Annotated in this window: 23 protein-coding genes; 8 read left to right on the top strand and 15 right to left on the bottom strand. The window is 67.8% G+C overall.

Translation table 11 applies throughout. The features are described from left to right. Positions 1-314: 314 nt before the first annotated feature. The 8 genes from arcS to MUG96_RS13830 form a co-directional block, all read right to left on the bottom strand. On the bottom strand, positions 315-2,099 hold the full coding sequence (arcS, locus tag MUG96_RS13865) for an archaeosine synthase subunit alpha (protein ID WP_246983661.1): 1,785 nt from the start codon (positions 2,097-2,099) through the stop codon (positions 315-317). A 27-nt stretch (positions 2,100-2,126) separates the two neighbouring features. Further along, positions 2,127-4,346: a hybrid sensor histidine kinase/response regulator gene (locus MUG96_RS13860; RefSeq protein ID WP_246983660.1), complete on the bottom strand. Its 2,220-nt coding sequence runs from the start codon at positions 4,344-4,346 to the stop codon at positions 2,127-2,129. Between the two features lie 73 nt (positions 4,347-4,419). Beyond that, positions 4,420-4,683, bottom strand: coding sequence for a hypothetical protein (locus MUG96_RS13855; RefSeq protein ID WP_246983659.1), 264 nt, complete (start codon positions 4,681-4,683; stop codon positions 4,420-4,422). 2 nt (positions 4,684-4,685) lie between these two features. Continuing rightward, positions 4,686-6,260: a tRNA guanosine(15) transglycosylase TgtA gene (tgtA, locus tag MUG96_RS13850; RefSeq protein WP_246983658.1), complete on the bottom strand. Its 1,575-nt coding sequence runs from the start codon at positions 6,258-6,260 to the stop codon at positions 4,686-4,688. A gap of 62 nt (positions 6,261-6,322) precedes the next feature. Beyond that, the gene (locus MUG96_RS13845) at positions 6,323-7,228 is read right to left on the bottom strand and encodes a hypothetical protein (protein WP_246983657.1); all 906 of its coding nucleotides are present in this window, start codon (positions 7,226-7,228) and stop codon (positions 6,323-6,325) included. 228 nt (positions 7,229-7,456) lie between these two features. Continuing rightward, complete coding sequence (locus MUG96_RS13840) at positions 7,457-7,744, bottom strand: hypothetical protein (RefSeq protein WP_246983654.1); 288 nt, start codon at positions 7,742-7,744, stop codon at positions 7,457-7,459. Between the two features lie 150 nt (positions 7,745-7,894). Continuing rightward, positions 7,895-8,494 carry an NUDIX hydrolase gene (locus tag MUG96_RS13835; RefSeq protein WP_246983652.1) on the bottom strand — a complete coding sequence of 200 codons (600 nt, stop codon included), beginning with the start codon at positions 8,492-8,494 and terminating at the stop codon, positions 7,895-7,897. 95 nt (positions 8,495-8,589) lie between these two features. Next, positions 8,590-8,967 (bottom strand): cupin domain-containing protein, encoded by a 378-nt coding sequence (locus tag MUG96_RS13830; protein ID WP_246983650.1) that lies wholly within the window; start codon positions 8,965-8,967, stop codon positions 8,590-8,592. Between the two features lie 371 nt (positions 8,968-9,338). Between MUG96_RS13830 and MUG96_RS13825 the strand changes: the two genes are divergently transcribed. The 5 genes from MUG96_RS13825 to MUG96_RS13805 all read left to right on the top strand — a co-directional run bounded on the left by MUG96_RS13825 (position 9,339) and on the right by MUG96_RS13805 (position 14,782). Continuing rightward, positions 9,339-10,481 carry a glycosyltransferase family 2 protein gene (locus MUG96_RS13825; protein WP_246983649.1) on the top strand — a complete coding sequence of 381 codons (1,143 nt, stop codon included), beginning with the start codon at positions 9,339-9,341 and terminating at the stop codon, positions 10,479-10,481. Between the two features lie 97 nt (positions 10,482-10,578). Further along, a complete protein-coding gene (locus tag MUG96_RS13820; RefSeq protein ID WP_246983648.1) occupies positions 10,579-12,867 on the top strand; it encodes a PAS domain S-box protein in 2,289 nt (762 codons plus the stop codon). A gap of 94 nt (positions 12,868-12,961) precedes the next feature. After that, positions 12,962-13,654, top strand: coding sequence for a DsbA family protein (locus MUG96_RS13815; RefSeq protein ID WP_246983647.1), 693 nt, complete (start codon positions 12,962-12,964; stop codon positions 13,652-13,654). Next, positions 13,654-14,244, top strand: coding sequence for a hypothetical protein (locus MUG96_RS13810; protein ID WP_246983646.1), 591 nt, complete (start codon positions 13,654-13,656; stop codon positions 14,242-14,244). Before MUG96_RS13815 ends, MUG96_RS13810 begins: the two co-directional genes overlap by 1 nt. Positions 14,245-14,335: 91 nt before the next feature. Further along, positions 14,336-14,782, top strand: coding sequence for a hypothetical protein (locus tag MUG96_RS13805; RefSeq protein ID WP_246983645.1), 447 nt, complete (start codon positions 14,336-14,338; stop codon positions 14,780-14,782). A gap of 27 nt (positions 14,783-14,809) precedes the next feature. Here the strand turns inward: MUG96_RS13805 and MUG96_RS13800 are convergent, their stop codons facing one another. Beyond that, positions 14,810-16,504: a sensor histidine kinase gene (locus MUG96_RS13800; RefSeq protein ID WP_246983644.1), complete on the bottom strand. Its 1,695-nt coding sequence runs from the start codon at positions 16,502-16,504 to the stop codon at positions 14,810-14,812. A gap of 213 nt (positions 16,505-16,717) precedes the next feature. Here MUG96_RS13800 and MUG96_RS13795 point away from each other — a divergent pair, with 213 nt between their 5' ends. Then, on the top strand, positions 16,718-18,040 hold the full coding sequence (locus MUG96_RS13795) for an ornithine cyclodeaminase family domain (protein ID WP_246983643.1): 1,323 nt from the start codon (positions 16,718-16,720) through the stop codon (positions 18,038-18,040). A 250-nt stretch (positions 18,041-18,290) separates the two neighbouring features. On the opposite strand, the gene MUG96_RS13790 is transcribed toward MUG96_RS13795, so the two are convergent. The 3 genes from MUG96_RS13790 to MUG96_RS13780 are packed head-to-tail and all read right to left on the bottom strand — an operon-like array spanning position 18,291 to position 19,261. After that, positions 18,291-18,602 (bottom strand): hypothetical protein, encoded by a 312-nt coding sequence (locus tag MUG96_RS13790; protein ID WP_246983641.1) that lies wholly within the window; start codon positions 18,600-18,602, stop codon positions 18,291-18,293. 57 nt (positions 18,603-18,659) lie between these two features. Beyond that, positions 18,660-18,941 carry a DUF7553 family protein gene (locus MUG96_RS13785; protein ID WP_246983639.1) on the bottom strand — a complete coding sequence of 94 codons (282 nt, stop codon included), beginning with the start codon at positions 18,939-18,941 and terminating at the stop codon, positions 18,660-18,662. A 47-nt stretch (positions 18,942-18,988) separates the two neighbouring features. Then, the gene (locus MUG96_RS13780) at positions 18,989-19,261 is read right to left on the bottom strand and encodes a DUF7553 family protein (RefSeq protein WP_246983637.1); all 273 of its coding nucleotides are present in this window, start codon (positions 19,259-19,261) and stop codon (positions 18,989-18,991) included. 216 nt (positions 19,262-19,477) lie between these two features. On the opposite strand from MUG96_RS13780, the gene MUG96_RS13775 reads away from it, so the two are divergent. Beyond that, on the top strand, positions 19,478-20,434 hold the full coding sequence (locus MUG96_RS13775) for a phytoene/squalene synthase family protein (protein WP_246983635.1): 957 nt from the start codon (positions 19,478-19,480) through the stop codon (positions 20,432-20,434). A 12-nt stretch (positions 20,435-20,446) separates the two neighbouring features. On the opposite strand, the gene cruF is transcribed toward MUG96_RS13775, so the two are convergent. Genes cruF through crtID form a run of 3 tightly spaced genes read right to left on the bottom strand, consistent with a single transcriptional unit; the run spans position 20,447 to position 23,695 of the window. Next, positions 20,447-21,304: a bisanhydrobacterioruberin hydratase gene (cruF, locus tag MUG96_RS13770; RefSeq protein ID WP_246983633.1), complete on the bottom strand. Its 858-nt coding sequence runs from the start codon at positions 21,302-21,304 to the stop codon at positions 20,447-20,449. Then, complete coding sequence (locus tag MUG96_RS13765; RefSeq protein ID WP_246983631.1) at positions 21,294-22,199, bottom strand: prenyltransferase; 906 nt, start codon at positions 22,197-22,199, stop codon at positions 21,294-21,296. Before MUG96_RS13765 ends, cruF begins: the two co-directional genes overlap by 11 nt. Next, complete coding sequence (gene crtID / locus MUG96_RS13760; RefSeq protein WP_246983628.1) at positions 22,196-23,695, bottom strand: bifunctional phytoene desaturase/3,4-desaturase; 1,500 nt, start codon at positions 23,693-23,695, stop codon at positions 22,196-22,198. Before crtID ends, MUG96_RS13765 begins: the two co-directional genes overlap by 4 nt. 119 nt (positions 23,696-23,814) lie before the next feature. On the opposite strand from crtID, the gene MUG96_RS13755 reads away from it, so the two are divergent. Continuing rightward, positions 23,815-24,504 carry an SDR family NAD(P)-dependent oxidoreductase gene (locus tag MUG96_RS13755; RefSeq protein ID WP_246983627.1) on the top strand — a complete coding sequence of 230 codons (690 nt, stop codon included), beginning with the start codon at positions 23,815-23,817 and terminating at the stop codon, positions 24,502-24,504. Positions 24,505-24,664: the final 160 nt, after the last annotated feature.

Raw genomic sequence — 24,664 nt, 5'->3', positions numbered from 1 at the left:
GATTCCCTGACATGACGACCGACAATCGTACCGTTACCGGATTCGAGTCTCGGGAGTTGCTCCCGGTCGCGGGACTCGGACTCGGCCTCGCCGTCCTCGGGGCCGTCGCCCAGCGGGCGGAGACGACCGGCCTCGGGGGTCGGATCGTGCTCGGCCTCGTGCCCGTCGCCTCCATCCCCCCAGTTGCTCCTGCTCGGCGGCCTCTTCGTCGGCGCGGGTGGCTACGCGCTCGGCGTCCTCTGGGAGGACCTGCCCCCCGCGTAACCGACCGAATCACCTGATATCGGTCGCGAGTGGCCCCGTATTCGGCCTTCTTACCGCTCCTCGACGTGGCGGACCTCGCTCGCGATGCCGCGGGTCGACTCGACCATCTCCGGCCCGCTCATCGCGGCCCGGCCGACGCCGAACGCCGACGGCCCCTCGACGACGATCTCGTCGCCCGGTCGGATCGACTCGCTGGCGTCGACGACGCCCGGCGCGAGGACGCTCCCGTGGGGCACGAAGTCGTCGATTTCGACGGTTCTGGTCGGCACGTCGCTGTCCACCCAGCGGCGACCGCCGGCGAGCGTCAGCGAGAGGGCCCCGTACTGGGGGACCATCGCCGCCAGTTGCTCGCCGTCGGCGTCGGTCACGCGGAGTTTCGGGTAGCGCGCCTCCGTCCGGATGTCGTCGAACAGTTCGTCGCCGGCACCGCGGCCGTCCGCGCGCTCGCCGGCCCACTCGCCCGCGCCGAACTGGTAGTCAGCGATGGCCCGGACCGTGTTGTGCTCGCGCTCGCGCTTGGGGTACTTCAGTTCGCCCTCCAGCTCGCCCGCGAGCGCGGCCAGCGAGTCCGCCGTCGTCGGGTGGTCCTCGACGGTGAAGACGGGGTCGACGCCGAGGTCAGCGGTGGCGCGCTCGACGATCTCGCGGTAGCCCTCGGGGGGGACGTGTGCGACGACTTTCGGGTAGTCGTTCCGGCGGAGGTAGGCTTCGAGCACGTCGCTGACGAACTCGATTTCGGTGGCGCTCCACTCGCCGGTGACCACGGAGTCGTAGTGCTGGGCGGGGTAGGTGGTCTCGAGTTCCTGCGGGACGACGCCGATGGGCGAGGTCATCGAGACGACGTGGCCGCGCCAGCCGATGGCCTCGTGGTACTGGCGGTGGCTCTGGGACTCGCTGTACGGTTTGGCCGCCGAGCAGGGCACGAGTACCAGCGGATTCGAGAAGCGGTTGCGGTAGCGCGTCGTGACCCGCTCGGCGAAGCGCTGGATCTCGGCGCGACGGATGGTGTCGTCGGTCGCAGCCGTGATCTCGGCGCTCCGGAGGACCGGCGTGCGCTCCTCGACGTAGGCGTACTCCTGGTCGAGGCGGCGGAAGGTCGCCGTGAGCCACTGGTCGTGGCGGGCCTGCCCCTCGACGTAATCGCGGAGGCGGCCGTCGCGAATCCGACGCCGGACCCGCCGGAGTTCGGCTTCGAGGGCGTTGACGTTGTGGTCGGCACAGGCCTCGCGGTCGAACTCCTCGCGGGGGACCTGGCAGGCGGGGCAGGCACAGGGGAGTTCGTCGAGGTCCTCGAGGAAGTACTCGTCGTCGGTCGTCTGGTAGAAGCCCTGGGTGCCGCGGACGACGGCGCGGTCGGTGTCCACGAGGTCGACGCCGGCGTAGACGAGCGTGGCGACGTTCGCGGGCGTGGCGACGCCCGGGAGATAGAGGGCGGTGTCGGCGGGGACGGCCCGGCGCGTCTCGAGGACGGCGTCGACGAACGCGGCGGCGTGGCCGACGTAGCCGGCGGCGTTGGCGAGGACGTACGCGTCGGTGCCGTGGTCCGTGGCGGTGTCCGGGGAGACGACGGCGGCGCTCGGATAGTCCACGTCGGGGTACTCGACCGCGAAGGCGTCGGCCACCTCGTCGGGCGTCCCCGCCGGGAGGCCGCGGTGGGGCAGGACGGTCAGCGTCGCCTCGTCGCCCTCGGGCACGTCGCGGTCGTCGGGCCAGAGGCTGCCCGCGTCCGAAACGGTGTCGTCCCCCAGCGCGGGCGTGGTGAGGGGGTCCGCGAGGCGGAGTTCGCCCAACCGGGCGGCCCCGTCGCGCTCGTGGACCTCGAAGTAGTCGGTCATGGCTCCCCGTCCGAGTGGCGTGGGGAACTATCTTTCCTTCTCACCGGTCCCGATGGGGGCGAGGCCGCGGACCTCGAAGCGGGCGCCGCCGTCCTCGCCGCCGGTCGCCGTCACCGTCCAGCCGTGGGCGCGGAACACCTCCCGGACGATATTCAGGCCGAATCCAGTCCCCTCCTGCCGCGTCGAGAAACCCGGCTCGAAGACGCGGTCGCGTTCCGCGGTCGGGATGCCCGGGCCGTCGTCCGCGACGTAGAACCCCGCGCCGTCAGCCAGGGGGGCGACCTCGACCGTCGCCTCGTCGCCGGCGTGCTGGACCGCGTTGCGAAAGAGGTTCTGGAAGGCCTGTTCCAGCCGGGTCCGGTCGCCCCGAACTCGGAGGTCGAGGCGGTTTACCAGGGCCGCGTCGGCGGTCGTGACGCTCGCCCAGGCGCCGTCGACGACCGAGTCGAGGGAGACCGTCTCGGTCGCCTCGATGTCCCGACCCTGCCGAGCGAGGGCGAGCAGGTCGTCGATGAGCCGTTCCATCCGGTCGAGCGCGTCCGCGACGGCGGCCAGATGCTCGTCGTCGTCCCCCGCACGCCCCATCTCGAGTCGGGTGTTCGCGACCGACAGCGGATTGCGGAGGTCGTGGGAGACGACGCTGGCGAACTCGTCGAGCCGTTCGTTCTTCCGTGCCAGTTCCCGCTCGCGATCGCGGCGCTCAGTCACGTCGACGTAGACCGCGATCCCGTCGAACTCATCGTCGTCCTCGACGGTGATGCTCCTGATCCAGAGGTCGCGCACGCCGTCGGTCGTCTCCCGTCGGATTTCGGCGTCGAGCGCCTCGCCGGCCTGCACCAGTTCGTCGAGCCGTTCGGCCTCGTCGCGTTTCTCCGCCGGGACGATGAGGTCGTTGATGCTCTCGCCGACCGCCCGCTCGGCGTCGTGGCCGAACGTCACCACGAAGGCCTCGTTGACGTCCTTGATTATCGGTTCGCCGTCGACGTACTCGTAGGCGACCGTCGCCTCCGGGAAGTTCTCGAACAGCGCCGAGAACCGGTCCCGCTCCTGGCGGAGCGCCTCACGGCTCTCGTACTCGTCGGTGATGTCCTGAATCGCGCCTCGCAACCGAACGAGGTCGCCGTCCTCGTACTGCGGTTCCCCGCCGACTCGGACCCAGCGCTGTTCGCCGTCGACGACCACTCTGACCTGCGTCTCGTACGGTTCGCCCTCGTCGAGTGCCCGCTGGTACAGCCGACGCATCGTCTCGCGGTCTTCGGGGTGGTAGATGTCCAGGGTCTCCTCCGGCGTCGGGTCCTCGTCCAGCCCGATGCCGAGAATCCGCTTCGCCTCCGAGGAGAGCCAGCTCCTGTCAGTGCCGAGGTCGTACTCCCAGGCGCCGACGCTCGCGATGTTCTGTGTCTTGCTGAAGAGGTCGTTCTGTCGTTTGAGTTCCCGCTCGCGCTCCTTGCGCTCGGTCACGTCCCGGGAGTTGACGACGTATCCCTCGATGGGCGTGTCGATCCGGTCACTGACGATCGACTCGAACCAGTGCCAGTCGCCGTCGGCGGCCTTGACGCGGTGTTCGACGGTCGCGAGTTCCCGGTCGGGGTCATCGACGACGGCCTCGAACGCCGCGACCACGTCCGCGCGGTCGTCGGGGTGGAGGTACTCGCTCGCGGTCGTCCCGACGACGACCTGCTGGTCGTGGCCCAGAAGCTTCTTCAGCGCCGGGCTCTGGTACCGCACCGTCTGGTCCGCGTCGAGGACCGTGATGAGGTCCGTCGACCGCTCGATGAGCGTCCGGTAGCCCTGCCGCAGTTCGTCGAGTCGCTTTCCGCTCCGGTACTGCGCGACCGCGTTCTCGATCCTGTTTGCCAGGACGGTGTACTGTTCGGTCCCCGTCTCCTTCTGGAGGTAGTCCGTCACTCCCGCCGAGATCGCCTCGCTCGCGATCTCCTCACTCCCATGGCCGGTAAAGAGGATGAAAGGGACGTCCGCGTCGCGTTCTCGGACGGCCGCGAGGAACTCCAGCCCGTCCATGCCCGGCATTTCGTAGTCGCTGACGATACAGTGGATCGGCTTCGCGTCCAGCACGTCCAGACCCGCCGTAGCGCTCGCGGCCGTGTGGACCGCCAGTGCGTCGTCCGCCGCTTCGAGCGCGTCCGCCGCCAGCTCCCGGAGCGCCTTCTGGTCGTCGACGTGGAGCACGCGCACGGCCTCGTCGGCGTCGTGTGCGAGCGGGTCGACCGGGACTGGCTCGCTCATGGCACGTCAACTCGTGCCGGGGAATTAGCTTTTGGGGGGTATAACGCGAGTCGATACGCCGCTCGCCCGTCGCTCAGCGCCAGCCGCTGACGGTGATGGCGACGACCACTGCTGCGAGGGCCACGAAGAGGTACGTTACCCGGGAGTCGGCGATCGCGCTGTCCCGCTCTGGAGTCACGAGGGCGTAGACGCTCGCCCCGAGGACGAACACCGAAGCGATGGCGGTTCCGACGACCGGGAGCGTGACTTCTCCGCGCAGTGCCGCGAGGATGGAGTCGACCAGAAAGACCGCGCTGTAGACGGCGAACGAGCCGTAAAACAGGGTTCGTCGATCCATCGTCACTCGCTCGACGACCCGTCTCCGGCAGCCTCGCCGCGGTCCGATTCTCCCCCGTCGGTGGCCCCGTCCGTATCGCCCGCCGCCGACTCGCCCGGCGTCTCGTACTCGCCGCTCGCGTCCCGGCACTCCACCGCGTCCGGCACCCGGTCGAGGGCCGACGCCGGCCAGCCGTCGTGGACGAGCGTGAACGAGACCTCGGGATTGTTGTCGACCAGTCGCGCCACGCCGTCGGCGGCCCGCTCGTATGCGCGCCGGTCGAGTTTCTCCGGTACCTCGGCGTTCAGCGGGTAGGCGTCCGAGAGGTCCCGCGGGAACGGGCCGAAAGGCGGCTGGACGCGCCAGGACTCGTCGTAGGCGTCCGAGGGGCCCCACTGGGTCAGCAACACGTCGTCGCCCTCGGGGGTGAGCCGGGCCAGTCGGTCGTGGTGGCGCAGGACCTCCGGGCGGTCCGCGCTCTCCGCGGAGAGGTAGAAGAAGGCGTCCTTCGAGACGGGGTCGGTCGCCTCCAGTTGGCGGGTGTGGTCGCCCATCGCTCGGAGCCCGTCGAGCATCGCCGGGTGGCCACGCGCCCGCGTCTCGACGAGTTCGAGCAGGTCCCCTCGCCTGAGCGCCTGCTTGACCGTCCGCATCTCCTCGAACGTGACGTGGAGGTTGTGCTCGGCCAGCAGCCGCTCGCGCTCGCCGTCCGGTTCCCTCTCGAGTTCGGCGGGCGTCAGGTCGGCACAGACCGGACAGGAGCAGGGGAAGTAGTCGAGGTCGTCGAGGTGTTCGGTGCCCCGCACCGTGAGGTAGCGGTCGTCGCGGGCGTAGAGCGCGTAGGCGGCCGAGTCGAACAGGTCACAGCCCAGGGCGACGGCCAGCGCAAACATCATGGGGTGACCCGCGCCGAACAGGTGGACCGGCGCATCCGCGCCCAGCCCCCGTTTCGCCGCCGTGACGACCTCGACCACGTCCGCGAAGCGGTAGTCGTTCAACAGCGGCACGACCGCGCCGATTGGGAACACGTCCAGTCCCGTGTCGAAGGCATCCCGGGCCGCGCGTTCGCGGAGGTCGGGGAACGTCGCCCCCTGGACCGGAGCGTTGAGTAACATCTCGCCCGTCTCGAGGCCCGCGGCCAGTTCGATGCGGTCCTGTGTGGTCGCCAGCTCCCGCTCCGCGCGCTCGCGGTCGACGTCGGGGGGCGTCGGGATGTCGACGGGCGTCCCCACGTCGGCGCCGATGTCGTGCTGGAACCCCACGATCTCACGCGTGTCGACGTCGATCTCGCCGTACTCGGCGAGCTGGAAGGAGCCGGAGTCGGTGACGATGGCCCCCTCGAAGTCGTAGAGGTCGTGCAACCCCTCCTCGAGCGCCCGCTCGCGGTAGTCCTCGGAGCCGTAGAGGACGTAGCTGTTGGTGATGAGTATCTCGGCGCCGAACTCCGCGGCCATCCGCGCGGGTTCGACGGTCCGCAGGTGTGGATTGACGACCGGCATGAGGGCCGGCGTCTCGACCGTCACGCCCGCACGGGGGACCGTCAGCTCGCCGAGTCGGCCCGCGGCGTCGTAGTCGCGGACCTCGAAATGCTCGCCCATTGCTCCCCGGTTGCCACGGCCCGGGCCTAAGCGTTCCGCTCGGTCGCCGCTGGGCCGCGGCCTCACTCGCGCAGGAACACGAACCCGAGGACGATGGCGAGCAGGAGCGCGATCAGCAGGACCGGCATCGCCTGCTGGGCGGGCCCGCTCGGGCCACTCTCCGTCGGACTCGGTTCCGCCGCGGCCTGTGCACCCTGGTCGGCGGCGGTGTCGACCGCCCCGCTCGCGGCGGCCGTCTCCGTCGCTGGCTGGGTCGTCGTCGTGCCCCCGTCGACGTTCGCCTCCACCTCGGCCTCACCGTCCGGGGCCTCGACCGCGTCGGTGTCGTCAGTCGGAACCGCCGTCGTTGCGGTCGGCGTGGGCGTGGCGGTCGGCGTCGGAGTCGCCGTCGGTTCGGGAGTCGCGGTCGGCGTCGGCGTGGGCGTGGCGGTCGGCGTCTCGACCGTCACAGAGGCCGTGTCGCTGTACTGCTCGGGATTTTCGACCTGGTTGTTGCTCCGGTCGTCGGCCTCTGCCAGTACCGCCGTGTAGGTCCCGGCCTCGTCGGCCGGGACCGCGAACGCGGTGTCGTAGACGTGCCCGGCCGCGCCCACGTCGTCGGTCAACCGGTTCCGGCCGATCCGGTCGCCGTCCTCGTCGGTGAGGATGACGTCACCGCCGCCGAGCTGTTCGTCGAACTCGACCGTCACGACCACGTCACTCGACGCCTCGTCGTACGTCGCGGTGAATGAGATCACTTCGGGCGGTGTTCCGTCGCCGCTGTCCGACGGTTCGTCGGGTTCGGGCACCGGCCGCTCCTCACAGTGGTCGACGGATTCGGACCCGAATCCGCCGAAGGACGTTCTAAATTCGTGCCGACACTCCTCCGGTGGGATCGGTTCCTCCTGCACGGCCGCCCCGTCCGCGGGCGCCGCGCTCGCCGTCCCGGTCAGCGCCATCGCCGCGAGGACGACGGCAACCGCGACCACTGCGGCTCGTGTAAGTGCCTGTGAACTAATAATTCCGATCCCTCCACCCCGGAGAGACGACGTCCAATCACTCGTCTTCGGTATCGTTTCCGCGCTCATCGCCGTTGATTACTGAAGTAAGTCACATGTAATTGCTATCTAGATAGTTTGGTTGAACCAAACAGCAAGCTAATCCGAATAGGAAAAGTCAATAAACCAATCGCTGGACGGGAGCGTGCTAACTGCCCGTTACATTCTGAGAATCACGACCAGCATCCCGACGAGCAGGAAGACGAAGGCGGCGCCCATTCCGGAGAATCCGGCCGAACCGGACCCGGCCCCGCCCCAACCAGCCGTCCCGCCGCCGCTCGTGGCGCCGATGTCGGACCCGCCCGCGACGCTATCGACGACGCCGCCGATGCCGCCCGTCGCCAGTGCGGCGACGACGAGTCCGACGACAGTCAGCAGGAAGATCGCCCACCGTTTGCTGCTGCTCGATCCGTGACCGCCTGACGCGAAGATGTTCCCCTCTAGCATACCGCATCCCCCGTGGTACGAACGATACTCGTTTACACCATAATAAATCAACCGACAGAGATACAGAAATGAACGATAGGGGATGGGGGAGTGTCGGTCGCGGGGCGGTCGCGACACGATCGGTGGTCGGGCCGTCGTCAGGGGGCGGGATCAGGCGAACGCGTGATAGTAGAGCACGCCCAGCGCGGTGCGGCCGTCGCGGAGGTCGCCGGTCTCGACGGCGTCGAGGAGGTCGTCGAGGGTGGTCGTGTCGACGCGGATGCTCTCGTTGTCGTCGAGGTCCTGCTCGCCGGTCGGTTCACAGTCGTAGGCGGCGAAGTAGTGGAAGACGGCGTCGGCGATGCCGTTCGCGGGCTCGACGGTGGTCAGGTGATCGACCTCGCCGGCGACGTAGCCCGTCTCCTCCTCGAGTTCGCGGCGGGCCGCGGCTTCGAGGTCCGCGTCGTCGCCTTCGAGGCCGCCGGCGGGGAGGCCGCGGTTGACGCGCTTGACCGCCTGGCGCCACTCCTCGATGACGACGACCTCGCCGTCGGCCGTGACCGGGACGACGACGACGCTGGCGCTATCCGAGAGGTAGTCGAAGTCGCTCTCGGTGCCGTCGGGGAGGCGGATCTGCTCGCGTTGCACGTCGAACCCCGGGCAGATGTACGCCGTCTCGCCGTACAGCGTCTCCCAGGCCAGTTCGTCGCCGGCGTCAGTCTCGTCGTCGGCCGTCCCGCGCTCGGCCCCGTCGGAGTCGCGTTCACTCATCGTCGCCCCCAAAACGCCCTGTCCTCAAAAGCGGTCGTAAACGCCCGACAATCCGAAGTCGGTTTGCACGTGCCCGCCGTTTTCCGCCGGCCCGTTCATTCGCTGTCGGGGTCGTACTGGCGGCCGATGTCGAACTTCGGTGCACCGACGCCGAGCACCCGGGCAGGGCCGTCGGCCCCGTCGGGGTTGTGGGGTCGGATCGGGCTCTCCGGTTCGACGACGAACGTTTCGTCGGCACCGACGACGGACGTCCCCTCGGGCGTCTCGACGTGCAGTTCGCCGGCCAGGACGTAGAACAACTCCTCCCGCCGTTCGTGGTAGTGATACGTCGTCGACAGTTGCTCGCCGGGCGCGAGTTCGTAGACCGCCGCCGCGAGCTGTGCGAGGTCCGCAGCCTCGGCGAACGACCGGCGGTCACACGGGTGGTCCGGCGACGGCGACATCTCCTCCGGGTCGAGGTGGTGATAGCCCATGATCGGACGAAAACCCTGGAGCCCCTTCAAGACCGTCGTGCGGTTCCCGCCTGGGGTATCATCTTGCCGGTTCCGACGCCGGCGGCGCGGTCCCGTCACCGACGACGTGGCCGCGTCGGTCGGTGTGCACCCGCGTCAGTCGCTCGTCAGTCACCTGTCCGACAGATGCCCGTCTCAGCAGGAGTTACTGGGGTCACGAGAGCGGCTCCCTTGCAAAATGTTGACACGCGCGTTTCCTCCGAGACCGGACGACGAAGACGGGACGACTCGGCTCCGGAGGCGAACTGTGAGACATATCATCACGATTCTCGACCGAGAATCAAGAGCGTTAATATGTGTGAGATGTTCCTGACGAGTAACAGTCCCCACAGATGCTAACCGAGCCCGTCATCTACGTCGGCATCCTCGTCGGTACCGTCCTGCTGAGCTATTTCGTCCTCGGGTTCGTCGCGTACGTCTTCTACCGCCCGAAGACCGCCGACGAACGTGCCGAAGACGTGACCTTCGCTATCCCGACCATCGGGTCGGAGGACGTCCGAGACTCGCTTCTCACGTGTCTCGAACACCACAAGAACCTCTTCGAGGAGTACGAGATCTACGTCCTCACCGACGAAGGGGCGGACCTGGAGGACGAACTGGTCGGCTACGAGGGCGTGAAGACGCTCGTCGTTCCCGACGACTACGACTGTGATGCCGTCGCCAAGGGGCGTGCCATCCAGTACTTCATCGAAACCGTCGTCTCGGAGAACCCCGAGGGCTGGTACTCCTTCATCGACGACGACAACCTCGTCCTCGACGACCAGTTCCTCTACGAGATTCCCTACTACGAGGCCCGCGGCTACGGGGCGATGAACTCCGTGCTCACGCCGCGGAAGGGCGACTCCTCGCTCACGTTCGTCATGGACCACATCCGCCTGCTCGACGACCTGACCGTCTTCCGGGCCTTCACGGGCCTGTTCAAGCGGCCCTACATCGGCTTTCACGGCGAACTGCTGACGGCGAAAGGCGAGGTCCTGGTCGAGGTTGGCTTCGACCGCGAGTCCATCGTCGAGGACTACGCCTTCGCCGCCGAACTCATCAAACACGGCATCCCGACCTGGCAGTCCGGCACTCACGTCTCCATCCTCTCGCCCCACAGCGTCCGCGACCTCCTCCAACAGCGCTCGCGCTGGTTCATCGGGACCTGGAACCTCCTCCGGACGACCTCGCCGGTCACGAAGCTCGTCACCGGGGTCCGCCTGCTCTCCTGGACCGTCGCCCTGCTGGCCGGCCCCATCGCTTTCGCCGTCGGGCAGGCCAGCGGCGAACTCGGCATCCCGCTCGTGTTCCGCGCGGCCCCGTTCGTCGCCGGCATCGTCTACGGCGGCACCTACGCGTACGGCGCACTCCGCCTCTCCGGGTGGAACCGGCTCCCGATGGTCATCTCGATCCCGCTCTGTGTCGTTTTCGAGTCGCTGTCGCCCGTCTATGCCGTCCTCTTTGCCGACCGCGACTTCACGGTCATCAGCAAGTGACTCTCTTGCTCTCTCTGATACGACACATCTCGGATACGTTTGGCCGAAACGGGGACCGGATTTTAGTGCTGGAGTCGCTAAGGCTGTTGCAATTCACATGGAGTCGGGTCGGGTGGTGTTGGTCGTCGGTGTCGAAGAGTCCTCGACCGCAGGCCTGGAATCGGACGACTGGACCGTCGAACGGGTGGGAACGGTCGCGGCCGCCAGCGACACGTTCGACCGTGTCGACTGCGTCGTAACGGCCGCGGACCTCCCGGACGGGAGCGGCCTGTCGCTCTGTGAACGCATCCGTGAGCGACGGCCCGCTCTCCCCGTCGTCTTCGTGCCGGCGACCAGTGACGACGAACTCGCCCGCGACGCCGTCCGTGCGGGGGTCACGGAGTACCTGCCGGTCTCGGTCATCTCCGGTCCCGACGACCTGCGGGGGGCGGTCGCCGCGGCCCTCGATGCCGACCCCGAGACGACCGGTGGTCCCGGGGGCGCCGATACCGGTGCCGTACAGGTGTCCGCGGACCGGACGGACGAACTCGAACGCTACGAGACCATCGTCGAGGCGGTCGACGACCTCGTGTTCGCCTTCGACGAGAAGGGCCGGTTCACGTTCGCCAACGAGGCTCACGAGTCGATGACTGGCAATCCCGCCGAGGACCTCATCGGGAAACACCCCGCCATCCAGGTGCCCGACGAGGACGTGGCAAAGACCGAGCGGATCGTCCGGGAGTTGCTCGCCGCCGACGACCGCGACCACGCGACCTTCGAGATGGACGTGATTCGAACGGACGGCGAGCGCGTCCCGTGTGAGACACACATCGCCCTGATGACCGACGAGGACGGCGAGTTCCAGGGCACTGCGGGCATCGTCCGGGACGTTTCCGACCGGAAGGAACAGGAGGGCCTCTTTTCGACGCTGGTCGAGGAGGCCAACGACGGCATCATCATCACCAGCGAGGGCGGCATCCAGTTCTGTAACGAACAGATGGCGAAGATGCTCGGGGCGACTCGCGAGGAACTGACCGGCCAGGGCGTCCACCGGTTCGTCGCCGACGAGGACCGGGAGACCGTCGAGGAGATGTTCTGGCAACGCTACCGGGGCGAGTCCGACTCGGCACGGTACGAGATCGACCTGTGTACGACCGATGGCGAGCGGGTCCCCGTCGAGGTGAACACGTCCCTCGTCAGCTACCAGGGGTCGACCGGCGACCTCGCCATCGTCCGCGACATCACCGACCGCCGTGAGCGTGAACAGGAACTTGAACTCTACGAGAAGATGCTCAACGCCGTCCCCGACCTCGTCTACGCCATCGACGAGGCGGGGCGGTTCATCGCTATCAACGAGGCCGGCCGGGAACTCACCGGCTGGAACCCCGACGAGGCCATCGGGGAACACGTCAGTATCGGTATGAGCGAGGCGGACGTCGCGGCCGGCCAGCGATACGTCGAGCAACTACTCGCCGACGACGACCGGGAGAAGGCCATCTACGAGATGGAACTGCACCGCACCGACGGCGAGACGATTCCCGCCGAGAATCACGTGGCGCTACTGACCGACGACGAGGGGACCTTCCGCGGGTCGGTCGGCGTCGTCCGTGACATCTCCGACCGCCATCGCCGCGAGCGACGGCTCACCGTCCTCAACCGGGCGCTCAGACACGACCTGCGAAACAGCATGCACGTCGTCCTCGCGAACGCCGAGTTGCTGACCGCCGAAATCGACGACCCGGACCTGCGGGACCGCCTCGATACGATTCGGCACCGTGCCGAGGAAGTGAACGGCCTCAGCGAGAAGGCGCGCGAAATCGAACAGACCCTCGGGACCCACGAGACCGAACGCCGGGCGGTCGATCTCGCCCCCCTGCTCGACACGCAAGTCGAGACGTTCCGCGACCGGTACCCGTCGGCGACGGTCGAGGCGGACTTCCCCGACCACGCGTGGGTCGAGGCGACCGAACTCATCGACTCGGCCGTTGGCAACCTCGTCGAGAACAGCATCCAGCACAACGGGACCGACCCCACCGTCACCGTCTCACTCTCCGTCGACGACGACCGGGTGCGAGTCACCGTCGCCGACGACGGCCCGGGTATCCCGGAGAAGGAGCGCCGTATCGTCAAGCAGGGCAGCGAGACCCCGCTGGACCACGCCAGCGGCCTCGGTCTCTGGCTCGTCGCCTGGATCACGCGCGACTCGGGCGGCACGATCCGCTTCGAGGACCACGACGACTGGGGCAGCGTCGTCCACCTCGACCTCGACCGCTGTGACGCCCCGGAACGGGCGGACGCCCATCAGGCGACCGACGGCCGGGCCCTCGACGACGGGGCCGGTGCGCTCGGGAGCGACGAACCCGCCGACGGCCGGACCGACCCCGGAACGCGAACGGACCACGACTGAGGCGGCGTCGACGGCCGAATTCTAGAGACAGTTTGTGCGGAGGTCCCATCGAATTCGGAGAACGACTTTAGGGCTCCTTCGTCCACTCCCTCCTATGACGACGCGACGCGACTATCTGTTCGGCCTTGGAACCGCGACTACGGCCGCTCTCGCCGGCTGTGCGGGCGTGCTCGGCGGGGACGGTTCGTCGACCGACGACGACGGCGGCCAGTCACTGGCGGACCACCCCGCGACGGCCGGGCTGGACGCACAGCCTCGACACGGGCCGACCCCGTCGGAAGCGACTGGCGTCATCGTCGCCTTCGAGGACCCGTCCTGCCCGCGTTGCCGGACCTTCGAGCAGAACACGGTTCCGGAGGTGCGGTCGAAGCTCGTCGACCCCGGCGACGCGGCCTTCGTCTTCCGGGGCTATCCGGTCGTGTACGACTGGGGCGAGCCGGCGGCACGCGCCCTCGAAGCCGTGTACGCCGAGAGCGCTGCCGCCCACTGGCAGCTGGCGGCACACTACTTCGCGCAACAGGACGACTTCCGGGGAGCTGGCCGTGAACAGGTGTACCCGCGGACCAGGCAGTTTCTCGACGCGAACACGGAGCTCGACGGCGAGGCCGTCGTCGCCGCCGCCGAGAACGGGACAGTCGATGACGCGGTCGGGACGGACCTCGACGCCGGTGAGGCCGCGTCCATTTCGGCGACGCCGACCGTCCTGCTCTTCCGTGACGGCCAGTACCGGACGCGATACACTGGGAGTGTGAGTTTCTCGGACATCGAGACGGCACTGGGTCTCTGATGCGACGACCGAACCTCCCCACTCGCACCCGGGACTGGCGGCTGATGGGCCGCACCGCACGATTGGTCCTCGGGGTCCCGACCTACGCGCTCGTGGCCGTCCTCGCCGCGGGCGCTGGACTGACGCTGTTCGTCGCGACACAGAACAGCCGGCCGATCATCGATCTGGTGCTGGGCGGGCCGCTCCCCCTCGGCGACCGGCTGTCGGTCCTGCTGGGGTTGTACCCGTTCCTCGGGTCGATATACGGGCCGATAACCGGGACGCTCCTGCTCGTGCTCGCCGCGCTGATCGGCGTCGACGTGGCGCTGGTCTGCTACCACCTCCGGGAACACGGGCTCTCGGCCCGCGAGGGAGGAAGCGGGATCGCCGGCCTCGTCCTCGGGACGCTCGGTGCAGGCTGTGCAGCCTGTGGGACGGCTATCCTCGCCGGCCTCCTCTCCCTTTTCGGCGCGACCGGGCTCGTGACGCTGCTCCCGCTGGAAGGCGGGGAACTCTCGCTCGTCGCAATCGTCGTCGTCGTCCTCTCTATCCACTGGTTGGCCGACGGAATGCGCGGCGGCGAGATCGACGGCTGCCCGGTTGACCCCTGACGCGGCCAGCCCGTCCCGAACCGTCCGCTCACCCCGCTCCTGCCCTCGTATTTAAACGGGACGACGCCGTACGGGGGAGTGAGACCTGCCCATGACCGACGCAGAGGGCGAGGGGGCGACGCCGGACGGGTCGGGGCGCGCCGAGCGGGTTGTCGACCCCGACCCGTTGTTCGAGATTCCGACCCGCCCGCGGCGACGCTACCCCAGCGGGGGCGGCGTCGAGTACGAGGGCGAGACGGTGTTCACGCTGTCTCCGGAGTCGGATACGGACGACGAGACGCTGACGGCACTCGTCGAGCGGGTCCTCGCTGACGCGCCGTACACCTACGGGGACTGGTTCGACCTGCCGATGCCGCTGTATCTCGTCCACGACGGCGAGACCGGCGACGTGTTCCGCGTCGGCGTCCGCGACGGCGAAATCGAGTTCCACGTCCTCCCCGCGACCGAGGCGGCCGGGCTCCGACGCCTCTACGAGCGACTGCGCTCCGCCGACGGCGACCGCTCGTTCGACGTGGACTGTCGTATCACGGGCGCGTGACGGTCCCGGGGCGACCGCCGTCGCGTGTCACTGCTGGGGCGTCGTCTGCCGGGGGGTCGCCAGCGGGAGTTCGACGGTGAACGCGGCCCCTTCGGGGTCGTTGTCGCCGATTGAGACCGAGCCGCCGTAGTGGTCGACGAGCGTGTCGACGAGATAGAGGCCGACGCCGGTCCCGGGGCTGTCGAGTCCCTTGACGCCGCGGCCGAACAGCTCCTCGCGCCGGTCCGGTGGGATCCCCGGGCCGTTGTCCGCGACGGTGATGCGGACCGCCTCGCTCGTCTTCTCGACGCCGACGGTCACGCGGCACGCTTCCTCGTCGTTGTGCTGGACGGCGTTGTTGAACAGGTTCGTGAACACCGACGACAGCATCTCGTTCGCCTCGACGGTACACCTGTCGGGCAACTCGCCGTCGAGCTCGAAGTCGGCGTCGTCGAACCGCTCGCGCGCCTGCGAGAGCTGTGTCTCGAGGATTCCCACCGCGTCGGTCGGCGTCGTCTCGATGGTTTCGCCCGCCAGGACGGAGGCCATCAGGGTCCGCACGTTCTCCGTGAGTTCGACCACGTGTTCGCTGCTCTGCATGATCTTCTCCAGATGTTCCCGGCCGGCCGGATCGACGTGGTCCGCGAGCAGTTCGCTCCGCCCCTCGATGACCGCCATGTCGTTGCGGATGTCGTGGCGGACGATCCGATTCAGGATCGACAACTCCTCCTCGCGGCGCTTCAGCGGGGTGACGTCACGGAGAACGAGCAGGCGCCCGCCCCGGGCCCCGGTGCTGTCGTACAGCGGGTCCACGCGGAAGTCGAAGTGGTGTTGCTCTCCCGCGACCGTCATCGTCACCTCGCTGCTCTCGCCCGAGTCGACCCCCTCGGCGGCCTGCCGTAACTGCTCCGACTCGAACACCTCGCTAATCGGCCGCCGGATCGGATCCGACTCGTCGACGAGCCGTTTGCCGGCGTCGTTGGCGTCGACGACGTAGCCCCGCCGGTCCACGACGAACACGGCGTCGCGCATGTTCTCGATGATCTCACGGCGAGCGACGGGCACGATGTCGAGCAACTCGAACCGGGCGACGCCGAAGAGAAAGCCGGCGACTTTGACCGTGCTCGTGAGCGGGAGCGGATCGATCGGCACCAGTCCGAGCCACCAGACCATCTCCCCGAAGAGGACGAGCGTGATCGTTCCGACGAGGATCGCGGCCTGCCGTCGGAAGGCCCGCTGACGGCGCGAGAGCTGGAGGAGGACGTAGATCCCGATACAGAGGTAGCCGACCATGGCGGCGGCCCACACCCAGTACGCCGGGCCGAACTGCGGAACGAGCAGGTTCGCCGCGGCGTCGATGGTGTAGTCGTAGGCCAGGCCGTGGGCGTCGTTGGTCCAGACCAGCCCGATCATGGCGGCGGGGGTGGCGACGATTCCGAGCGCGACCGGCTTCGTCACGTACCGCTCGTGGTTGGTGTACTCGACGGCCATCAGCATGTAGCCGGCCGCCATCATCGGGATCGGAACGAACCGCAGGTTCCACCAGAACTCCTTGGCGCCGGGGGTCGTCGAGACGAGCTGGAAGACGTAGATCACCGAGATCAGCACGATCCCGGCGGCATCGAGGAGGAAACCCCGCGCCCCGCGCCGGTCGCGATACGACCACAGCCGCACGAAGAGGGCGCCGCTGATGACCGCGGCAGCCACGTACGGCAGGACGTATGGTGTCGGTTCGATCTGCATCCGCGTCCCTCGTGTGTGAGCGGGTCGCGCAGGCTGGCAGCGTCACGAGCTACCGGACCGCTCGGTCAGTACAACCTTCGAGACTGCCCCTTTCTATACCCACTCCCCTCAGTATCAACGGTGATAATATTTCCGGCTGTTTCGGGCCACTGATACCACGGGGTCGCCGTCGGCACCGGAACCGACTTCCCCGACACTCGCGTTTGCGGGGGCATGACGGTCTCGCGCGAGGTGGAACTGGCGGGCCACATCATCGACTCGGGGACGATGGGGGCCTGTTTCGGCATCGTCATGGACATGGGGGGGACCTTCGAGGTCGAAGCGTTCGACATCGGGCGCCACGAGACCGACGAGTCCTACGCCCGACTGGTCGTCTCGGCCGACACCGAGGAGCAACTCCAGCAAATCGTCCACGAACTCCACCAGAACGGCGCCAACCCCGCCGACCCGAGCGACGCGACGCTCGAACAGGCACCCGAAGACCGGGTGGTGCCCCACGGCTTCTACTCGACCACCAACCACCCGACCGAAGTCCGCTACGACGGCGAGTGGCTGCCCGTCGACCGCATCGAGATGGACTGTGCCGTGGTGGTCGAACCGGCCGGGGACGCGGAGAGTGACGGAACCGACGGCGCGGATGGCGACGGCACCGACGACGAAACCGACGCGGACAGTGACCCGACTGACGCCGACGAGGACCGCCCCCGGGCGTACACGAAGGTCCTCAACGCTATCGAGGCGGGCGACCTCGTCGTCACTGGCGAGGCGGGCATCCGCGTCCACCCGCCCGAACGACCCCGTGACGGGGGCGGTGCGTTCGGGTTCATGCAGGGCGGTGTCTCCGCCGAGCGGCCCTCGGAGACGACCATCGGGAACGTCGCCGACGCGATCAGGGAGACGAAAGCCGACGACGGGACGGTACTCGCGGTGCCCGGCCCGGCGGTCGTCCACTCCGGCGCCCGCGAGGACCTCGCCCGCCTCGTCCGCGAGGGCTACGTCGACGCCATCTCGACGGGCAACGGCTTCGCCGTCCACGACATCGAGCGGGACCTCTACGGCACATCTCTGGGGATGGACACAGAGAGCCTGGACCACCCACGGAAGGGCCACAAACACCACATCTACGCGATCAGCGAGGTGATCCGCGCCGGCGGTATCGAGGCCGCCGTCGAGTCCGGCGTCGTCGAGTCCGGCGTCATGTACGAGTGCATCGAACACGACCGCCCCTTCGTCCTCGCCGGGTCGATCCGCGACGACGGCCCGCTCCCCGACACCATCACCGACGCCATCGAGGCCCAGAACGCCATCCGCGAACAGGCTCACGACGCCGACCTCGTGCTCATGCTCTCGACGCTCCTGCATTCCGTCGCCGTCGGCAACTGTCTCCCGTCGACGACGCCGACGGTCTGTGTCGACATCGATCCCGCCACGGTCACGCAACTGCTCGACCGCGGGAGCGCGCAGGCTGTCGGGATGGTGACCGACATCGGGACCTTCCTGCCGATGTTGGCGGACAAACTGCTGGCGTCGCCGTGAGGGGCGCGGTTTTTTCGCCCACGTTTTTCGACGAGGGGTCGCGACCGAAGGGAGCACGCCGAGGAGAAAAAGGTGGATGTGGGACCTTCCTGCCGATGTTGGCGGACAAACTGCTGGCGTCGCCGTGAGGGGTGCGGTTTTTTCGCCCACGTTTTTGCCGCGAGTGGTGGCCGGAGGCCACCCGAGCGGGAAAAAGGTGGATGTGGGACCTTCCTGCCGATGTTGGCGGACAAACTCGTCTCCTGACCCGTCAGTTCCCTTTCCTGCTCCGTTCCTCCAGGTACCCGAGCAGGCCGACAAGGTTGACGACGGGCATGGCGCTGGCGTGGAGCCAGATGCCACTCACGTCCTCGCGGCGTCGGCTGTCGAGGTAGACGTAGGTCGGAATCAGCAACTCGACGGCGAAAAAGACGAGCCCGGCCAGTCGGAGTCCGCGCGAGAAGCCGTCGAGTAGCGTCGTGTAGTCCGCGAGACTCGCCGCGAGGAGGACGAACGAGCCGACGAGGGCGGCGATCTCGTAGACGAACCAGATTCGGAGGACGCCGTCGGCGTCGTCACTCATCGGTCGGCGCAACGACCGGAGCGGTCATGAATGTACGTCCGAGCGGCGGGCCCCCACTCAGGCCGCTTCGACGCCGCGCGACGCCGCGAGCAGGTCGGTGGCGCGGTCGATGGCGCCGCGAACGTCGTCGTGGGCGTCCGCGCGCAGGTCCCGCAACTGTCGCTCGACGGTCTCGACGGCCGACGGGTCGGGCCGGCCCGCGTCGGCGAGTTCACCCACCTGGTGTGCGAGGTCGGCGAGCCGCTTCGCACGCTCGGTCTCGAAGGTAAGCTTCGCGGCGAGCAGTAGCTGTTCGTTCGCCTTGTGCAATCCACCCTTGTGTGTACGAGTTCCCCTCACCGTACGTCGGTTTCCGCGCCGACACGAGTAATAGTTTCCGGGTTCGTTCAGACGCCCTCGACCGTCTCGCGGTAGGCGCTGATCGCGTCCTTGGCCGCGTCGATGTCGTCGACGACCTCGGTGGCAACGTCGTCTTTCAGGTCCGAGAGCGCGTTCTGGATGCGGGCCATCCGACCGTGGTCCGGGCCGCGCTCGGCCGTCGCCAGGTCGTCGAGCTGGTCGGCGAGGTCGGCCAGTCGGTCGGTCGCGTCGGCGTCCCCTGCGTTCTCGCTCGCGGTCTCTAGACGTGTCGCCGCCTCTTGCAGTTTCTCGCGAACCATGTTCCAAGCTACGACGAACTCCCTGGAAAACGTTTCCGGTACTCGCGAGTCGCCGGCCCTGCGAGCGGGGGTGATTTCGCCCCAACCAGTTGGGCACCTCCCTTTTATGTCTCAGCGCCATATTAGTATGTATAACAAGGCTCGTGCGTGTGCAGTCGTGTCGGCTCCCCGCAGCCCGTCTATTGGGTGCATTCACGTGACAACACCGGAATCCGAATGGTAACGAACGAATCCCTCGCCGAAAGCAAATCGATACACAGGCGTACCGGCAAGACGTTCTACTTCGCGACGCGCGTGCTCCCCCCGCGCGTCCGGCACAAGACCTACGTCCTGTACGCGTTCTTCCGCATCGCGGACGAGGTCGTGGACAACGAGGACCGCGACCTGACGCCCGAACAACAGCACGAGGAACTCGTGCGCATCCGCGAGGCCGCGCTCGGCCGCCGCGAGACCGACGACCCCGTCCTCTCCGCCTTCGACGAGGTCCGCCGCGAGACGGCGATCACCGACGACGACGTGGAGCTGTTCGTCGACGCGATGCTCACCGACATCGAGAAGTCCCGCTACGAGACCTACGACGAACTCGAATCCTACATGGAGGGGTCCGCGGCCGCGGTCGGCTACATGATGACCGCGATCATGGACACGGAAGACCCCGAGGTGGCACGGCCGCACGCCTGCGCGCTGGGCGAGGCCTTCCAGCTGTCGAACTTCCTGCGGGACGTGCGGGAAGACGTCGTCGACCGCGACCGCATCTACCTCCCAGCCGAAACCCTGGAGGCCTACGGCGCGAGCCACGAGACCGTCGAGGACCTGGAGATGACCGACGGGTTCCGCTCGGCGATGGTCCACGAGATGCGCCGCGCGGAGGACCTCTACCGCGAGGGCGTCGCCGGCATCAAGTACCTCCCCGAGGACTGCCAGTTCGCCGTGTTGCTCGCCGCCGTCCTCTACGCCGACCACCACCGCCTCATCCGCGAGCGGGACTACGACGTGCTCTCGGAGACGCCGAGCATCTCGACGACCAGGAAGGCCTGGCTCGTCGCCAAGACCCGCTGGCACTGGATGTGGAACAAGGACCCCGAGGCGGTCTTCGAGCGCGTCTCCACTATCGGTGAGGCACCCGGAACCTCCCCCGATTTCGAGCCGCCGGACACGCTGCCGACGCAGTGACTCGCCCGCTTCTCAGGATCGCGACTCCCCGAGCCACGGCACCGTCCGCCACACCCGGAAGTCGAAGCGGTCGATCCGGACCAGGCCGAGGAAGAAGAGCCCACCGAGCGCGACGGGAATCCAGTTGAAGAAGTACGCGTTGATGGCGCCCCAGAGGATGACGAAGCTTACCAGGTCGTCGAGCATGAACTCACAGCGCTGGACGCGTTCGACGAGCGCCGCGCGGTCGAAGGCCACGTCGAACAGGACGACGGCGACGGTCGCCGAGAGCACCCAGCCGGCGTAGTTCGTCCACGGGACGGCGTAGTAGGCGCCGCCGGCGTCGTACGCCCAGAAACCCAGTGCCACCGCACCGGGGTCGAGGACGAGGTCCACCGCGAGCACGGCGGCGATGACCACGGGGAGGCGGACGAACCACGCTCGCGCCCGGCGGCCGAGCAGGAGCAGACAGAGCAGGTAGCTGTTGAGCACCAGCGGGAAAAAGAAGACGGGCAGGCCGAGCGGGACCTTCCCGAACAGCATCGGCCCGAGGTCGACGCCGTACGTGAAGGCGCCGTAGGGCCACCCGGTCGTCGTGCCGACGTACTCGATGCCGTAGGAGTAGACCGTGAGCAGGCCGAGTGCGAGGACGGCCCGCCGGTCGACGAGGGGCGCGACGCCGGCGACGAGCGGCAACCGCATCACGAGCGTCCCGAAGAGGATGAGGTAGGGGTTGAAGTTGAGGGAGCCGGGCAGCAGCGTCTCGGCGCTGGCGACGAGCAGCACGGCGCCCATCGCGGGGAAGACGACGGCGATGAGAAAGCGGTTCTCGCGGACGAGGTCGTCGAGTCGTGCCTCGACTCGCTCCCGCGTGACGGTCTCAACCGCCATAGCCGAACACGAGCACCCAGAGGCCACCGAGGGTCATCGTCATGCCGATTAGCGTGTTGATGGCGGGGTACCACCAGTAGGCGTCGTCCACGTCGATGCTCGACCCGGCGATGCCGAACACGAGGACGGGATAGAGCAGGAGGAGGGCACCGAAGGCGACGTGGACCGTCGTGAACGCCGCGGCGGCGGCCAGCCAGCAGACCGCACAGTAGACGTACGTCCGCTTTTTGCCGAGGACGGTCGCCGTCGTTCTGATGCCGGCCTCGCGGTCGGGCTCGATGTCGGGGATGGCCGAGAAGGTGTGCATCCCCATCGTCCAGAGCCACCCGCCGACGATAGCCATGGTGGGCGGGAGTTCGCCGGCGACGGCCGTGAACGCGATGACGCCGGGGAGGATGTACAGCCCGTTCGAGAAGGAATCGAGGAAGGGCTTGGTCTTGAACCGCAGGGGCGGGGCGCTGTACTCGACGGCCAGCAGGTACCAGGCGGCCAGCACCTGCGCGGCGATTGGCGGGACGAGAAAGATGAACAGTCCCCCGGTGACGCCGCTGAAGATGACGACGAGCATCACCCAGATGTCGTCGCGAAAGCGGACCTCCTTGTCCTCCTTCTTGGGGTTTACCTCGTCGATGTCGGCGTCGAAGGCGTCGTTGATGCCGTAGAGAAAGACGTTCGCGGGGACGGTGAAGAAGGCGAGAAGGGCGATATTCAGCGGCGTGAACAGTTCCCCGAGCGACCCGGCGGCGTAGGTGGCGCCGACGATGACCGGGCCGCCGAGGTAGAGCCAGAAACGGGGCCGGGAGAGCCAGAACAGGTAGCCCAGCCGCGTCTCCTTCGTCGGGAGGTAGCTGGCGAACCGTTCCACCCGGTCGGGGACGTTCGTGCTCTCGCTCATGTCTGGTCGTCGATGACGGCGTCTGCGGTGTGTTCCCCGCTGATGAGACACATCGGCACGCCGATGCCGGGGGTCGTGAACGACCCGGTGTAGTAGAGGCCGTCGACGGCCGAAGAGCGGTGGTTCGGGCGCAGGATGGCGGTCTGTTTCAGCGTGTGGGCCAGCCCCAGCGCCGTCCCCTGGATGGAGTTGTATCGCGCGGCGAAGTCCGAGACGCAGAAGTCCTCCTCGAAGACGATGCGGTCCCGGAGTTCGACGCCGGTGTTTTCGGCGATGTCGTCGAGGACTTTCTCGCGGTACTCGGCGCGGATCTCCTCGCCGTCGTCCAGGCCCGGCGCGATGGGGACGAGGACGAAGAGGTTGCTGTAGGAATCGGTGTCCCCGTCCGGCACGACGGTCTCGTCGGTCTTCGACGGGACACAGAGGTAGTAGGCGGGGTTGTCCGGCCACTGCGGGTCGTCGAATATCTGGCTGAAGTGCTGGTCCCAGTCCTCGGGCAGGACGAGGGTGTGGTGGGCGAGTTCGTCCACGTCCCCCTCGACGCCCCAGTACATGAGGAACGCGGACGGGGCGTAGGTCTTGCTGTCGAAGTAGTCGTCGCTGTACTGCCGTTCGTGTTCCGGGAGCAGTTCCCGCTCGGTGTGAGCGTAGTCGGCGTCGCTGACCACGAGGTCGGGGTTGTACTCGGTGCCGTCCTCGGTGGCGAGGAGAAACCCGTTCTTCCGGCGGGTGATCTCCGCGACCGGCGCGTCGGTGACGTACTCGACGCCGAGTTCGTCGCCGAGGTCGACCATGGCGTCGACGACCGAGCCGATGCCGCGTTCGGGGTAGTGGACGCCGAGGTTGAAGTCGACGTGGCCCATCATGTTGTACAGCGCGGGCGTGTTCCGCGGCGAGCCACCGAGGAAGACCAGCGTGTACTGCATGATCTGCTGGAGTTTCGGGTGCTCGAAGTAGTCCTCGACGTGGCCCTGCATGTTCCCGATGAGTTTCAGGCCGATGGGCGCGGCCTTCATGACGTCGAGGTCGATCCAGTCACGGAGCCGCGGGCGGTCCGTGTAGACGAAGTTCTCCATCGCGATCTCGTAGTTTTGCTCGCTCACCTCCAGGTACTCGTCGAAGGCTTCGCCCGCGCCGTCCTCGTAGGACTCGAAGATCTCCTTGACCTGACCGCGGTCGGCGGGCACGTCCACCTGATCGCCGTCCTTGAAGAAGATGCGGTAGTGGGGATCGAGCCGTTCCAGCTCGTAGTAGTCTTCCGGGGCCGTCCCGAAGTGGCCGAAGAAGCGCTCGAACACGTCGGGCATCAGGTACCACGACGGTCCCATGTCGAACCGGAACCCCTCTGCTTCGAGCCGGCTGGCCCGTCCCCCCATCTGTTCGTTCTTCTCGATGATCCGTACGTCGGCCCCCGCGTCGGCCAGGTAGCAGGCCGTCGACAGTCCCCCGAACCCCCCGCCGACCACGTCGATCGCCGTACCGTCGAGCGAACTCATTACGTACAAATCCGGGTCGAATCGATATAAAAGGGACGGACCATCAGTTGGGTACGTCTCCGCCTGTGCTGGTTTCCGGAGGGGCAAGGGGTTAGAACGGGCGGGCCGACAGTGACGACATGGACGGGACCACCGCCGTAGTGACCGGTGCGAGTCGCGGACTCGGCGCCGCCCTTGCCCGCCTGTTCGCCGGGGACGGGGCACACGTCGTCTGCTGTGCCCGCGACGACGAGGCACTCGATAGGACCGCAGAAACGATTCGCGCCGATGGGGGAACCGTGACGGCGATGCGGGCGGACGTGCGCGACGAGTTCGACGTGGAGCGGCTGATGGAGACCGCGGCCCGCGAGGGGGGCGAGATAGACCTCGTCGTCGCCAACGCCGGCGTCTACCACGGCGAAGCGGGTGAGACGCCACTTCCGGCCGAATCTTACGCCGCGTTCGACGACCATTTCCGGACGAACGCACGCGGGGTCTTCACGACGGTCCGCGAGGCCGTCCCTCACCTCGCCGACGACGGACGCGTCCTCGTTCCCTCCGGCGCGGTCGCGCGGGAGGCGATGGGCGGGTTCGGTTCCTACGCGGTCTCGAAGGCGGCCGCGGAGGCCGTCGCCCGCGGGTTCGCCGCCGATCTCGACCAGGCCGTCGCCGTCGTCGACCCGGGGCAGGTCGCGACCGACCTCACCGGTGGAACGGGCCGCGACCCGGACGACGTGGCCCCGATGTTCCGCTGGGCCGCCGACGCTCCTGCCGAGACGGTCGACGGCGAGATCGTGGATCTCAAGGCCTGGAAGCAGGCGACGCGCTGACTCCTCGGGCCCGCCTCCGTACTCCCCGCCCCCGCCGCACCCGCTTTCGCTCCAGCGTCCCCGTGCCCCCGCCCGCGACCGGTGGCTTTATTATCCGAAATCCACGATTTCTGCATAAGGTATTAACGTGGCTACTGAAGTTAATAACACTGGCCGGGGT

The organism is Halorientalis marina (genome assembly GCF_023028345.1).
GTDB classification, from domain to species: domain Archaea; phylum Halobacteriota; class Halobacteria; order Halobacteriales; family Haloarculaceae; genus Halorientalis; species Halorientalis marina.
Note: the sequence above shows the minus strand (reverse complement) of the source record. Positions and strands in the feature narration are given on the sequence as shown.

Coding starts and splice junctions, on each gene's coding strand:
- arcS (WP_246983661.1), bottom strand. CDS start 2,099: ATGACCGACTACTTCGAGGTCCACGAGCGCGACGGGGCCGCCCGGTTG.
- MUG96_RS13860 (WP_246983660.1), bottom strand. CDS start 4,346: ATGAGCGAGCCAGTCCCGGTCGACCCGCTCGCACACGACGCCGACGAG.
- MUG96_RS13855 (WP_246983659.1), bottom strand. CDS start 4,683: ATGGATCGACGAACCCTGTTTTACGGCTCGTTCGCCGTCTACAGCGCG.
- tgtA (WP_246983658.1), bottom strand. CDS start 6,260: ATGGGCGAGCATTTCGAGGTCCGCGACTACGACGCCGCGGGCCGACTC.
- MUG96_RS13840 (WP_246983654.1), bottom strand. CDS start 7,744: ATGCTAGAGGGGAACATCTTCGCGTCAGGCGGTCACGGATCGAGCAGC.
- MUG96_RS13835 (WP_246983652.1), bottom strand. CDS start 8,494: ATGAGTGAACGCGACTCCGACGGGGCCGAGCGCGGGACGGCCGACGAC.
- MUG96_RS13830 (WP_246983650.1), bottom strand. CDS start 8,967: ATGGGCTATCACCACCTCGACCCGGAGGAGATGTCGCCGTCGCCGGAC.
- MUG96_RS13825 (WP_246983649.1), top strand. CDS start 9,339: ATGCTAACCGAGCCCGTCATCTACGTCGGCATCCTCGTCGGTACCGTC.
- MUG96_RS13820 (WP_246983648.1), top strand. CDS start 10,579: ATGGAGTCGGGTCGGGTGGTGTTGGTCGTCGGTGTCGAAGAGTCCTCG.
- MUG96_RS13815 (WP_246983647.1), top strand. CDS start 12,962: ATGACGACGCGACGCGACTATCTGTTCGGCCTTGGAACCGCGACTACG.
- MUG96_RS13810 (WP_246983646.1), top strand. CDS start 13,654: ATGCGACGACCGAACCTCCCCACTCGCACCCGGGACTGGCGGCTGATG.
- MUG96_RS13805 (WP_246983645.1), top strand. CDS start 14,336: ATGACCGACGCAGAGGGCGAGGGGGCGACGCCGGACGGGTCGGGGCGC.
- MUG96_RS13800 (WP_246983644.1), bottom strand. CDS start 16,504: ATGCAGATCGAACCGACACCATACGTCCTGCCGTACGTGGCTGCCGCG.
- MUG96_RS13795 (WP_246983643.1), top strand. CDS start 16,718: ATGACGGTCTCGCGCGAGGTGGAACTGGCGGGCCACATCATCGACTCG.
- MUG96_RS13790 (WP_246983641.1), bottom strand. CDS start 18,602: ATGAGTGACGACGCCGACGGCGTCCTCCGAATCTGGTTCGTCTACGAG.
- MUG96_RS13780 (WP_246983637.1), bottom strand. CDS start 19,261: ATGGTTCGCGAGAAACTGCAAGAGGCGGCGACACGTCTAGAGACCGCG.
- MUG96_RS13775 (WP_246983635.1), top strand. CDS start 19,478: ATGGTAACGAACGAATCCCTCGCCGAAAGCAAATCGATACACAGGCGT.
- cruF (WP_246983633.1), bottom strand. CDS start 21,304: ATGGCGGTTGAGACCGTCACGCGGGAGCGAGTCGAGGCACGACTCGAC.
- MUG96_RS13765 (WP_246983631.1), bottom strand. CDS start 22,199: ATGAGCGAGAGCACGAACGTCCCCGACCGGGTGGAACGGTTCGCCAGC.
- crtID (WP_246983628.1), bottom strand. CDS start 23,695: ATGAGTTCGCTCGACGGTACGGCGATCGACGTGGTCGGCGGGGGGTTC.
- MUG96_RS13755 (WP_246983627.1), top strand. CDS start 23,815: ATGGACGGGACCACCGCCGTAGTGACCGGTGCGAGTCGCGGACTCGGC.